Annotated in this window: 9 protein-coding genes and 1 pseudogene; 6 read left to right on the top strand and 4 right to left on the bottom strand. The window is 50.0% G+C overall.

Features of this window, described 5'->3' with window-relative positions; genetic code table 11:
- Nucleotides 1-164 precede the first annotated feature (164 nt).
- Together J2T14_RS24155 and J2T14_RS24150 are read left to right on the top strand one after the other, a co-directional pair.
- Nucleotides 165-3,206 (top strand): carbohydrate-binding protein, encoded by a 3,042-nt coding sequence (locus J2T14_RS24155; protein ID WP_307474968.1) that lies wholly within the window; start codon nt 165-167, stop codon nt 3,204-3,206.
- Between the two features lie 332 nt (nt 3,207-3,538).
- Nucleotides 3,539-4,015, top strand: coding sequence for a hypothetical protein (locus tag J2T14_RS24150; RefSeq protein ID WP_307474966.1), 477 nt, complete (start codon nt 3,539-3,541; stop codon nt 4,013-4,015).
- Nucleotides 4,016-4,073: 58 nt separating this feature from the next.
- Here the strand turns inward: J2T14_RS24150 and J2T14_RS24145 are convergent, their stop codons facing one another.
- The 4 genes from J2T14_RS24145 to J2T14_RS24130 all read right to left on the bottom strand — a co-directional run bounded on the left by J2T14_RS24145 (nt 4,074) and on the right by J2T14_RS24130 (nt 8,782).
- Nucleotides 4,074-5,258, bottom strand: a complete 1,185-nt coding sequence (locus J2T14_RS24145; protein ID WP_307474964.1) for an NAD(P)/FAD-dependent oxidoreductase — start codon at nt 5,256-5,258, stop codon at nt 4,074-4,076.
- Nucleotides 5,259-5,417: 159 nt separating this feature from the next.
- Nucleotides 5,418-6,281 carry an RNA polymerase sigma factor SigJ gene (gene sigJ, locus J2T14_RS24140; RefSeq protein WP_307474961.1) on the bottom strand — a complete coding sequence of 288 codons (864 nt, stop codon included), beginning with the start codon at nt 6,279-6,281 and terminating at the stop codon, nt 5,418-5,420.
- A gap of 56 nt (nt 6,282-6,337) precedes the next feature.
- Nucleotides 6,338-7,534, bottom strand: coding sequence for an NAD(P)/FAD-dependent oxidoreductase (locus J2T14_RS24135; protein ID WP_307474959.1), 1,197 nt, complete (start codon nt 7,532-7,534; stop codon nt 6,338-6,340).
- A 279-nt stretch (nt 7,535-7,813) separates the two neighbouring features.
- A complete protein-coding gene (locus J2T14_RS24130; protein WP_307475492.1) occupies nt 7,814-8,782 on the bottom strand; it encodes a helix-turn-helix transcriptional regulator in 969 nt (322 codons plus the stop codon).
- Nucleotides 8,783-8,896: 114 nt separating this feature from the next.
- Here J2T14_RS24130 and J2T14_RS24125 point away from each other — a divergent pair, with 114 nt between their 5' ends.
- The 4 genes and pseudogenes from J2T14_RS24125 to J2T14_RS24110 all read left to right on the top strand — a co-directional run bounded on the left by J2T14_RS24125 (nt 8,897) and on the right by J2T14_RS24110 (nt 12,624).
- Nucleotides 8,897-9,328 (top strand): VOC family protein, encoded by a 432-nt coding sequence (locus J2T14_RS24125; protein ID WP_307474957.1) that lies wholly within the window; start codon nt 8,897-8,899, stop codon nt 9,326-9,328.
- A 334-nt stretch (nt 9,329-9,662) separates the two neighbouring features.
- Nucleotides 9,663-10,499: pseudogene (locus J2T14_RS24120) on the top strand (alpha/beta fold hydrolase).
- Between the two features lie 419 nt (nt 10,500-10,918).
- Entirely contained in the window at nt 10,919-11,716 is a 798-nt protein-coding gene (locus J2T14_RS24115; protein WP_307474954.1) for an SDR family oxidoreductase, read from the top strand.
- Between the two features lie 323 nt (nt 11,717-12,039).
- Complete coding sequence (locus J2T14_RS24110) at nt 12,040-12,624, top strand: hypothetical protein (protein ID WP_307474953.1); 585 nt, start codon at nt 12,040-12,042, stop codon at nt 12,622-12,624.
- Nucleotides 12,625-12,707 lie beyond the last annotated feature (83 nt).

The following is a 12,707-nucleotide window of genomic DNA, read 5'->3' as shown; positions in this document are numbered from 1 at the left end:
AATACGACGGTCGGGGGGCGTTCGAAAGAACGGCCCCTAAATACTGCGGTTTGGGTTATCGATCGTTAAATATTGGGATTGTTTGGGCTTGTCCGCTGTTTTACATTGAAAGTGAGATTGAAAGCGCTTCGCAAATTCGTGCAACGAATAGGAGGAAATGACGAATGGTTAACAAAAAAAGATTGCGATCTCCGCGAGTCTGGCTCGTACTGCTTGCGGCCGTATTGCTTATGCAGACGGTCTATCTGACTCCGTGGAGGCAGGCCGATCGGAGCGTCGAAGCTGCAAGCACGGCTGCTGTCCAAGCGGACGACAGTTATTCGTTCGAAGCGGAAGCGGAAGGCCATGTGCTGTCCGGCAGGGCAGAACGCAAAACATGCGCAGAGGCTACCGAGTGCTCAGGCGGCATGGCCGTCGGCGGGCTATGGGACGGCTCGTCGCTAACGATGAACGGCCTTACCGTTGATGAGGCGGGCATATATACGATGACGGTGCACTACATCTCGGGCGATCCGAGATCTTTCGCCGTTAGCGTGAACGGCGGTGCAGGCGATCATTACGAACTCCCGCGCACGGCGGATTGGGAGACGCTTGGCACGTACGCGATCGAGCTTGAATTGCAGGCGGGCAGCAACGCAATCCGCTTCGACGACGAAGGCGGTTATTCGCCGGATATCGATCGGATCGTGCTCAGCAAATCCGGCACGGGAGGGCCGGGAGGGCCGTCCACTGGCTACGAGGCGGAAGCTGCCGTGAACGTACGGACAGGCAATGCCGCGGTATCTGCTTGTCAGCCGGCAACAGGCTGTTCAGGAGGCCTTAAGGTAGGCAATCTGTGGGGCGGTTCGACGCTGCAGTTCCGAGATATAGCCGCTGAGGAAGCCGGCGTCTATACGCTGAGCATCTCGTATGTATCGGGCGACCCTCGTCCTGTCTCCATTAAGGTGAACGACGGACTATCCGAGAACTACGCGCTGCCGAAGACAGCCGATTGGGATACGCTTGGTATATTCACAGTCGAAGTGGAGCTTCAGGCTGGAATGAATACGATTACGTTCGATGACGACGGCGGCTGGTCGCCCGACATCGATAAGATCGAGCTTGCCAAAGCGGGTGGTTCGGGCGAGGATCCCGGTCCAATCGACGATATTGGCCAGATCGGCGGCGTCATCGGCACGGCGAAGCATGGTTCGATTAAAGTGAACGCTCACGAGAAAGGGGCCGTGTTCTCGACCCATTCATACAGCATTACGTACAATACGGAATCGGGCTTGTCCGCTTACGCATGGGGGGACAAGACGATCGTCAAGGGTGCTTATGCGACCGCACAGCTGGAGGATCAACTGCTCGATAGCCGCCAGTACGGCGAGCATGTCTTCAAGCTAAGCGAAGTCGAGAAGATCAAGGACGGACACGGCAAGGGCGTCCGTATTACAATCGAGAACAGCAGCGAGGGTCTTCCGACGATGAAGCAGACGTACCAGCTATACGAAGATCGGCCTTACTTCCTTGTATCGCAGCAGATTGTCGGCAGCTTGGAGATGAGCGCCAGCGATACAGCTCCGCTCGTTGTTAACGCCAAGGGTGGCATAGACATTGGCAGCTACGGGGACAATCGCGTCCTTATCACGCCGTTCGACAACGATATGTGGTCGCGTTACCAAGCGCGGACAATCAATACGCCGCTGAACAACAACAATTACGTCAGCTCGGAGATGACGGCGATCTACGACAACGTCAGCCGCGGCGGACTCGTTATCGGATCGGTGACGCATGATACGTGGAAGACCGGCATTTACTGGAGCGGGTCGAACGACCGCCTCAATAAACTGAAGGTGTACGGCGGTTTCACATCGCAAACCTCCACTCATGACACGCTGCCGCATGGCAAGGTGTCGGGCAAGACGATCACATCGCCGCAGATCGCTGTCGGCTATTATAGCGATTACCGCAGCGGGCTTGAGAGCTACGGACAGGCGAATGCCGCTGTCGCTCCGCCTTTGAAGTTCGACCGCGGAGTGCCATCCGGGGTGCCGGTCGGCTGGAATAGCTGGGGAGCGTATGAAAGCTCGCTAAGCTACGACAAGGTCGTCAGCGTATCGAACTTTTTCAAGGACAACTTGCAGAAGACGTTCTCGAACAAAGGGACGGTCTACATCAACATGGATTCGTATTGGGACAATCTAACCGAGCAGCAGCTGCGTGACGCGGTTAAGGTAATCCGCAAAAACGGTCAGAAGGCAGGCATCTACTATGGACCGTTCGTCTATTGGGGCGACAATATGGCACAGCCGGTAGAAGGGACGGACGGTAAGTATACGTACGGCGACATCATCCTGCGTGACGCGGACGGTAACCCGCTGCCGAAGGTGGACGGCGCTTATGCGATCGATCCGACACATCCGGGGTCGAAGCAGCGCGTCGAATATATTTTCAAGAAATTCATCGATTACGGCTTCGAATATATTAAGATCGACTTCCTGAGCCACGGCTCGTTCGAAGGGCAGCATTACGATCCGAAGGCGCAGACGGGCATTCAAGCGTATAACCAGGGCATGGCGCATATCAACAAAGTGCTCGAAGGCCGCATGTTCATCAGCGCGTCGATCGCTCCCCTGTTCCCGAGCCAATATGCCCATGCGAGACGCATATCGTGCGACATCGATGGATCGCTTGGCCGCACTGAATATCAGCTTAACAACCTGACGTACGGCTGGTGGCAGAGCGGCACGATCTATCGTTATACCGACCCGGATTACATGACGCTTGCCAAAGGCGGTTCGTACAATGCCGCGCAAACGAGAGTGAACGCAGCTGCTATCTCAGGTACGGTCTATATGAGCTCGGATGACGTTAACGATCCTGTTGCGCAGGAGCTCATGAAGTCGCTGCTCACGAACAAGCGCGTGAACGACATCGCGACCATCGGCAAGGCGTTCCAGCCGGTCGAAGGCAATACCGGTTCAGCGGCCGCCGAAGTATTCGTCATGAAGGATAAGGACGATTACTATGTCGCGATCTTCAACTATACGAACGAACAGGCGGTGAAGTCTGTCGATCTGACGCGGGCGCTGGGAGTTAAATCAACTTCGAGGGTACAACTGACGGATGCATGGACGGGCTCGAAGCTGGAAGCGAAGGGAAGTCTCGAAGTCAGCTTGGAAGGCGCACAGTCGAAGCTTTACAAAGTATCCGTTAAACATTAAAGCAAGACAGCGCCAAACCACATAGTACGGAACGCTGAATAAAAAGAGGACCTCATCCGCTGTTATAGCGGGATAGGAGGTCCTTTCGCTTGCTCTTGGGAAATTTTCATTATGTACCGACGTTCTCGGAATATGCGGACAAGGCGCCCAACCTCTTTTAGACTGAGAAAATAAGGGACGTTTCGTCATTAATATCGTAACAATTCGCCGGCAAATTTTATTAATAAAACTCTACCGACATATATCAACAAAAACTAGTCCTTGGTACATATTAACAAATTATTATCCAAGTAGGATAATAAACTCAATCTTTAGTTGGGGGAGAGTGAGTGTTGGATTTGAAGAGAATAAAAATGTTAATGGCCGCTGCGTTGGTTGGTTTTTGTCTGTTTATGATAACCGCAGGAACGGCTTCCGCTTCTTCCGGGTTATGGCTCGACGAGAAACCGGGAGATTACAATCCGGAAGTCCGCACCTCAAAGCACCGTACCATTGGGAGAATTGGTTATTTTACGGACTATGGTCCTATAGGTGATTGGACAAACATTAGCGGCAAGCCACTTAAGGTAACAATAAGAATTTTTCCACCACCAGGAGATTTAAAAATCCTAGCCTGGGTTTATGATGCTGGAGGCATTCTGGATCCAAATCCGAAGCCGATCTCGGACGGCGTTGCACAAGTATATACCACAATAGTCCAGCCAAATGATAAACTTGTATATTATTTAGAGGCTTATGATTACGAAGAAATTGAGGAGCTAAGAAGTAAACCTATAATAGTGGTAATTGATGCTATACCGTTAAGCTAACACAAAAATCCCCGCCAGCCGAAGCCGGCGGGGATTTCACTTTACAATAGTGCACCTTCTATCGGAGCCAGCTAGCAAAATCCCATCCCAGCTTTTTGACTTTCCACGCAAGCTTCCCCGTTACGATGATATCAAGTCCCCATTTGCGTACCCACATCAACCCGCGATTTTGCCCAAGGCCGATGCCGAAGGTATCCAAAAAAGATTTGTGAACCGGCGCGGAACTGCCCTCCAGATCAGCCATCACGATTTTTCCCAGTCTTAACGCCTGCGGCCCTGCTTCTTTGCACGTCATCTGATCTGCCTTGCCGGTACTCGGATCGACGATTCTCGCACAATCGCCAATGCTGTATACGCCCGACATCCCTTGGACGCGATAACATTCATCCACCAGCACTTTACCTTCAGAAGCAAGCGGCAAGCCCATGCTGCGGAGGGCCGGATTCGGTATCAGACCAATCGTCCATATACACAGGCCAACCGGCAGACGATCACTGTTGCTGAGCGTCAACACTCCTGCTTGCTCCCGCATTGCCTTACGATTGTGAAGCACTGTCACGCCACATTCTCTGAGCGTCATCTCCAACTTTCGTCCGACTTTTTCCGGCCCTTCCGGGAACAGCTGCTCGTTCGCATTTAACAAATAGACGGAGATATCGGACGGATTCAGTCCTAGTGCCGCCGCTTCCTTCCGCATGGCCAGCACCAGCTCGGCGGACGTCTCGATGCCGCTGATGCCCGCCCCCGCAACCGCGATTGTCATAAGTCGCTTTCGTTCCTCAGGGTTCGTCTCGACGGCAGCCTTCCGCAGATTGGCACGCCAGCGCTCCCGGATGTCCGCCGCGGCTTGCGGGTCGGTCAAGGCGATCCCTCCCTTATCGGGATCCGGTCGACGAACAATGCTTCCGGCCGCAACTACTGAAAGGTCATAATGAATTCGGGCATCATTTCCTTGCGCATCCGTATATCGAATCCGTTTTGCCTTACTATCTACGGAAGTAACCGTACCTTGCAAGAATCCGACTCCTTCTGAACAATAACGCGTCCATGGGACCATAATCTCTTCCTCGCCTGCGGCCGGCCGGAACAACATCACTTTGCGCACATGACCGGGCTGCTTGTCGATCAGAACAAACCGAATACGCTGTCCGTGCGCCATGCCTCTGGTCTCTTCCTTTATTGCTTTGAGCGCCCCAAGCCCTGCATGGCCGCCTCCAATGATAATGCATGTTAAGTCGTTCATCTCTCATCATCTCCATTACATTTTTTACGCATATAACAACGTAAGGATCCGATTTGTGACAGTGTAAACGTCAATGAGAATTCTTGCATGAGCCCGTTTAAAGCAGCCATTCCTTCTTGCCGGTTTGTTGAGTATTATGAAAATTCTGCAGTCAACTACCTAAATCCGGACAAGCTTATCCGGGTTTAGCACGAAGTAGATTCTGGCCAACTTTCCGCGTCGGAGTTGCATAAACATAGCGAGCAGAGTTTCATCCCCCGAACGAATTACGATACTGGTCTCGCCATTCAGAGGGGCATACTCGAATTGAAGACTTTCCCGATAATGGGAATGTGCGCCCTTGAACCCGCCGAGCAGGTATCGGGCCACGCGATCGCGCGTTTGTATCGGACGCGTGGCCGCGGTTGCTTTTCCGCCTCCGTCGGCGACGACCATGACGTCTTCAGTCAGCAAAGACAGCACATGATCGACGTTACCTTCCTCAAGGGATGTGAGGAACCGGCTAACCCATTCCAATTCGACCGCTTCGGCCGCGACCGGCTCCTCCTCGGATATTCCCATCTTGTTTCTTGCCCGGCTCATCAGCTTGCGGCAATTCGCCACTTGCTTGCCGAGCAGTTCGGCTATTTCTGGATAATCGAAGCCCAGCGCTTCACGCAGGACAAAAACCGTCCGCTCTGTCGGCGTCAGCCGCTCGAGCAGAACGAGCATGGCGTAAGACAGCAGATCGCGGCGGACGACCGTCATATCGAGCGTATCCGCCTCCGGTGTCCGAATCGGTTCGGGGAGCCACGGACCGACGTACATTTCCCTCTTCTTCCGCGCCGACTTCTGCAGGTTGAGGCAGCGATTGGTTACCATTTTGCACAAATATGCCTTCGGCTCCTCCAAACGTTCGGGATGTACGTCGCACGCCTTAACAAACACATCCTGAACCGCATCTTCCGCGTCTGCCGCAGAGCCTGTCAACTGATAGGCCAGCGTGAACAGCAGCGCTCTATATTGATCGTACAGTTCCTCCATCCGCCGCCTCACCTTTTCTTGCTTTTAGGTATATTACAATCTTGGTTTCTTTGTTTCTATCGTAGCTTACTGCCTGCATCCCATGCCAGATTCCTGAATTTCCATGCAGGCTTTCCCGTTACAATCATATTAAGTCCCCATTTGCGTCCCCACACCAATCCGCGATTTTCCCCCATGCCGATACAGAATAAATCCATAATCGAGCTGGAGGATTTGTGAACCGGCGCGGGGCGGCCCTCCAGATCGGCCAGCACGATTTTCCCCAGTCGACCTGCCTGTAGCCCGCTTTCTGCGCACCTCATCGGGTCTGCCTTGCCGTTTTTCGGATCGATTATTCTGGCACAGTCGCCAATGCTATATACGCCCGGCGCTCCTTTGACGTGATAGGATCCATCCACCAGCACTTGACCATCAGGAGTAAGTGGCAAGCCCATTGTGCGAAGGGCCGGATTCGGAATCAGACCAATCGTCCATATAGATAGGCCAACCGGCAGACGATCGCCATTGCTGATCGTCACCACCCCTGCCTCCTCCCGAATTACCTTACGGTTGTAAAGCACTGTCACGCCGCATTCGCTGAGTATCTGTTCCAATTTTCGTCCAACTTTCTCCGGTCCTTCCATGAACAATCGTTCCTGTCCACTCAGTAAATAGACAGAGATATCGGACGGGTTCAGTCCCAGTGACGATGCTTCCTTCTGCATCTCAAGTGTCAGCTCGGCGGATGTCTCAATGCCACTGATGCCCGCCCCTGCAATTGCGACTGTCATCAGCCGCTTTCGTTCTTTAGGATTTGTCTCGCCTGCAGCTTTCTGCAGGTTGGCGCGCCAGCGCACCCGGATGTCTGCCGCGGCTTGCGGGTCGGTCAAGGCTATGCCGCCCTGATCGGGATCCGGTCGCCGAACGATGCTGCCGACCGCCACGACTAAAAGGTCGTAACGCATTCGGGCATCATTTCCTTGCGCATCCGTATATCGAACCCGTTTTTCCCCGCTATCCACGGACGTAACCGCACTTTGCACGAATTCGACTCCTTCTGAAAACCCATAACGCGTCCAAGGAATGATGATCTCTTCCTCGCCCACGGCCGGCCGGAACAACAGCACTTTGCGCACATGACCGGGCTGCTTGTCGAACAGAACAAACCGAATCCTCCGTCCGTTCGCCATGCCCCGGGTCGTTTCCTTTATTGCTTTGAGCGCGGCAAGACCTGCATGGCCTCCTCCGATGATGATGCATGTCAAGTCGTTCATCTTTCTTCAGCTCCCTTACGTTTTGCACATATAACAATATAAGGCTCTGATTTGTGACATCGGAAACGAGCGAAGACTGTTCAAAAGCATTTTTTGAGTTGATCCCTACCATCAAACGGTGGAGGGGCTGTTTGCTTTCACATGTATGGGACTAGTTATGTTAGATAGATAGACTTATCCTCTTGTATTCAATTCCACTAGGCTGCCAGTTAGTTCGAAAGGACGCTCCCACGCCTTCGCTTGGGCTACGTCCTTCAAATTATATTTCATTTCCAATTATTACCGATATTGCGCTACTAGTTTGTCCAGCATTTCTCTCATAACATGGATCAACTCGTCTGGCGCTTTTACCTTTGCATCGGTACCCAATCCAATAAAAAATTGGCCGAAAAACAGAAGACTGCTCGCAGGGATTTGATTATCCAGCCATCCTGTGCCGTCTTCTCGAACATGGATTTTGGAATAGGCCGTTGATTCGGATGAAAGATGCGTTTTGGGCAATTCGGACTCGCATCTCTGCACCCCTGTTGCAGTAAGCTCAACATAAAGTTCCATAGCTTGACTTTCCTCTTCAAAATAAGACTCCCAGTTTCCTGTATGCACATGAGTCAAATCAACGGCTTTCAGCTCGGACGGTTCAACAGATCTAACCCGGTCGCAGCGAAACAAGCGAAAATCGCGGCGGTGAAAGCAATAGGCCGGACAATACCAAAACCCGTTGCTGGCATAAATTCCGACCGGCTGAACATCTCTTGACCGCTTATGCTGTTTCGATTCGTATTCCATGCGCACTACTTTTTGATCGATCGCAGCATCCAGCAACAAGCTCAAAAAGGGCGTGCTTGCATGTCTCATCGGCGTAATCAGATCAAATCGTTTCCGCATCCGGTCGATACGGTCCCGAATATCTTCCGGCATATAAGAGTAAAATTTCCGCAACACTGAATCCGTTTCCGCTTCAAACGGAAGATCCGCGTAGTGCCTCAATGCATGGCTGGCAAAAAATACAGCAAGCGCTTCGCCTTTCGTGAAAGCAATCGGGGGCAGTATTCTCTCGTTAAGCATCTTATATCCCCCATGCTGACCGACCTCCGAATAAAAAGGAACCCCCAGCGCGCTCAACTCCTGCATATCCCGAATAATCGTCCTCGTGGAAACTCCAAATTCACTGGCAAGCTCTTTGGCGGTGAAAGACTTCTTTTTGTTGACGGCCATCATAATCTCGATCAGTCTTTTGGACTTTGCCATTATAAACTCCTTTTCATGTATTACGACAATTATTGTCACTATCATACGATATGATGCTAATGAAGTCCAAAACAATAAAGATTGGACAATCCAATTTAAAAGGAGAGTGTTTAAATGTCAATGCGCGCAACGTCGTTTATTATGCTGGATGGGCAAGCTGCGGAAGCAATTGAGTTTTACCGGGAAGCGTTGAACTCGAAATTACTGTTCAAAACTACGTACGGGGAAGGCAAGAATGCCGATGGTTTGCCTGAAGAAGTGAAAACCCGTATTTCCCATGCCGTATTGCAAACCGGTGAAAATGATATGATGGTCGCTGATCTCTTTCCGGGACAACCTTACGTAATCGGAGATCAGGTGAATATTTGCATTACAGCGACGCAACAAAGCGACATTGAAGCAATGTTTAATAAATTGAGCGAAAAAGGGCAAGTGTTGTTCCCGTTGCAAGAAACCGAATTCAGTCCTTGCTTCGGAATAGTGAAAGACCGTTATAACATTACGTTCCAATTCTATATGAATGATACAACAAGCAGTTGGAGCTGAAAATAAAAGGTATTGACCGGGGAGAAATCCCCGGTTCTTTTATGAAGCCCATCTACTAAAGGTCAGTCAGCTGCTCGACGTAGCATATAACTTAGCCCTCATCTAGTTGAACAGGTGAGGGCTATTGACGCTTACAAATGATCCGGTAACACATGTTATAGTAAACTGGAATTTTGAGTTGAGGGGGGGGAGACGGGTCGATTCGAGCCGCATTGTGCAGGACGACATTGACAAAATACGTCGCAATTGGGTTTCAGCAGCTTGTGGAATATGCCTAATGTGAATGTACTTTGCTACAGCCTAACCAAAACCAATTCGAAAGGAAGTTTGAAACATGGCTAAATTAACAGTCGGAACAGAAAACGGGCAACCCATTGAATTGTATTTTGAGGATCTTGGCGCAGGCAAACCTGTAGTTTTGATCCATGGCTGGCCGTTGAGCGGGCGCTCGTAGGAGAGTCAAGTTCCAGCGCTCATCAATGCGGGTTACCGCGTCATTACATATGACCGCCGCGGATTCGGACAATCCTCTAGGCCGTGGAACGGTTACGACTATGATACGTTTGCGGCGGATCTTCATAAGCTGATCGAACATCTGGACCTTGAGGACGTGACACTGGTCGGATTTTCGATGGGTGGCGGAGAGGTTGCCCGTTACATTGGCACATACGGAACAAGCCGTGTCAAAAAAGCCGTGTTGGCTGCTGCGGTTCCGCCGTTCTTCTACAAATCCGCCGAGCATCCGGAAGGCGGTCTGGATGAAGCCACCATTCAGGGCTTCCAAGACGGTTTAAGAAAAGACCGCATCGCCTTCCTTGACGGCTTCACTCACAATTTCTTTAAAGCAGGGGATAGAACCGACCTAGTCAGCGAGTCCTTCCGTGTTTACAATCTTGATATTGCTTCTTGCGCTTCGCCAAAGGGGACGCTGGATTGCGTTGATGCCTTCGGCCGGACGGATTTCCGTGGCGATTTGGCGAAATTCGATATCCCGTTGCTTGTTATCCATGGCGATTCCGATGCGATTGTGACGTTTGAGGTAAGCGGTCAACTTTCCCACGAAGCTGTTGCAGACAGCCAACTCGTCGTAATTGAAGGCGGACCGCATGGTTTGAACGCGACTCACCCTGAACAATTCAATTCCGCTTTGATTAACTTCCTTAAAAACTAAATCAATGAACAGACGCCGGGACATCAGCCAGAGTGCAGACTCTTGCGACCTGGCGTCTTTTTTGGTGTTCTGAGAATAGCAAAAAAAAAGCGTTCTTACTTACTTTGTTTGTATCTTGACAAAGATTGGATACGTCCGCTAATCTATGGTTTGGAGATGAAGGAAAGGGGACTCGAAAGCCAATGTGGACTTCCTTGTAATGGTTTGTTTGAATCTGATCGCGTGACCCGGTGAATGTTATTCCCCATTCGTCCAGTTAGTCATGCTGATCCTCAACCATTTCAAGGGACTCGAGCAACCGTTTGATCAACCGTTGCGCGGATACTTGATGTATCCGCTTTTTTTATTTATGTGCGGGATCAATCCATCTCCATACGATGAACGGTTCTCTCGTCTCCTCATAACAGGAGGTATATCTAATGACCAGATTGCAAGGAAAAACTGCCATCGTGACGGGTGCGAGCCGTCCGGGCGGAATTGGGGCAGCGATTTGCAGGGCATTGGCTCGCGAAGGCGCCAGCCTGTTTTTTACACACCTTTACGACTACGATAAAACCGTTAATCCGAGTGACGCAGACGAGAGTTGGCCCGATCTTTTCGCCGGAGAACTACGTCAATTCAACGTTCAAGCCGCACATATGAAGTTGGACCTCGCAGCCTCTGGTTCGGCAGTCAGGCTGCTGAAGGAAGTCCGAAAAACCGTCGGGCTTCCAACTATCCTCGTCAATAACGCTACGTATAGCGTAGATGCTGATTTCCGTCAATTAAATGAAGCTCTCATCGATGCGCATTGCGCTGTCAACGTTAGGGGCACCTTCATGTTATCTGTCGAATTTGCACGCATGCTTGAGGCCGAGAAAAGCGCTCGTCCCTCTTATGACATGCTCAGCGGGCGAATCATTAACCTCACTTCCGGCCAGGGTAAAGGGCCCATGCCCGGCAATCTCGCCTATGCCGCGACGAAAGGTGCCATCTCCGTCTTCACCGAATCGCTGGCTGCAGAGTTGGCGCCGCTTCACATTACGGTGAACGCTGTCGATCCCGGTCCTACCGATTCGGGTTGGATGTCGGAAGAGGTAAAAAGTGCCCTGCTTCCGCGATTCCCGATGGGCCGGATCGGTCTTCCTGAAGATGTGTCCCGTCTGGTCGCTTTTCTGGCAAGCGATGATTCCCAGTGGATTACCGGGCAAATCATTCATTCCAGAGGCGGTTTCTAATTAGGAAGACTGTTCATTGGGAGGGACGGGAGACGATAGCTCGATAATGACATGGAGGCAGCCGGTCACAACGATAGGCTGCCTCATTAACTTGCAGGATAGTTCGATCTTGTATATTTGAAGGAAGAACCGAGTGCAATTTAAAGATTGGGAAGTTTCACTTTATTAGAGAGCATTAAGTATTCTAAAGGCATACTTCAATCAAGAAGTGCTATTAACATCAAGGAGAGCTGCGGAAAGATAAAGGAAGGTACGTCATTTAAATACCATAACTTATAATCCCTTGGCCTTTAGAATACAATTGAACCGTTGAGGTGCAAATTATGAGCATAATCGGATTCATATCTCTTCTAACAGTAATAGGGAAAATTTTTGATAAAAAAAACCCGGCTGTGTGGACCATATTTACATTGTTAATTTTCCTTCTTCAAACAATTTTTGTTTTTATTGATGGATACTGTATCAGGTGTATTTTGGCTGGCACATACGATTTCAATAACTTGCTTATGGTTATTTATTCTGCGGCTGTCATTAGCGGGGCTGTTATTTTATACAAGATAGTTAGCAGTAAAAATATTAAGCAGAGAAGAATCATTATTGTAGTGACAATGATCATTTGTATACTTTATACTGAATTTTTTAATGGAATTCTAACATTTAATAGTAAACAGGATTTTTTTGCATATCAGCTTTCTTTAAAAAAATACTATTTCTTAGCACCATTCAAATTACAAGCAATAGACCCTTCAGTTGAACATTATAGAGGTCAAGATGTAGACGTTTATTTATTTCTATATAAGCAAATGGTTAAGCTCGAAAATGGAAAATTAAAATATTATAGAACTAATGGATTTGGCGAAAATGGCGATTGGTTTGAATTTGGCGTTCCAGAGGGACAACAGGTCTGAAAAAGAGTTTACAAACCAACTGCTATTGAAGTAGACCTTGGATTTTTAATCTTTATTTATTACTAACTGTATGATTAATCTTA

Origin of the sequence: Paenibacillus harenae, from assembly GCF_030812415.1 — a bacterium.
In the GTDB taxonomy this organism is placed as follows: domain Bacteria; phylum Bacillota; class Bacilli; order Paenibacillales; family Paenibacillaceae; genus Pristimantibacillus; species Pristimantibacillus harenae_A.
The sequence above is the reverse complement of the archived record's forward strand: the minus strand, read 5'-3'. Positions and strand labels throughout refer to the sequence as shown.